We start from the raw sequence: 278 nt of genomic DNA, 5'->3' as shown, positions 1-278 counted from the left end.
AAACCCGCCCTTAATTCCAGTAATAAAGCCGTTTTCGACCTCAAGCGTAATCGACTCACGGCAGTACATTTTAAATGGCAGCAAGATATCGCCCTTATCAATGACGAGTGTACCGTTTGCGCTCCCTTCATTTGGCCAGCTAAATAAGAAGCCGCTTGGCCAATGATCCCAGCGGCCGGGTTCATCGGCAAACCCGTACTCGGTAACGGTAGGATATTGGCCTAAGTCCATTCTAAAGTCGCTTCCTGCGGCTGATGTGATATGCATGGATTTAGCGG

Annotated in this window: 1 protein-coding gene; it reads right to left on the bottom strand. The window is 49.3% G+C overall.

From position 1 onward, the window contains the following. On the bottom strand, positions 1–278 hold a 278-nt coding region (locus Q4528_RS13670), incomplete at both ends, for a 2,5-dihydroxypyridine 5,6-dioxygenase NicX family protein (protein ID WP_512700997.1).

The sequence above is a fragment of the Staphylococcus pasteuri genome (assembly GCF_030547725.1).
GTDB lineage: Bacteria > Bacillota > Bacilli > Staphylococcales > Staphylococcaceae > Staphylococcus > Staphylococcus pasteuri.
This window is presented reverse-complemented; position numbering and strand designations above follow the sequence as displayed.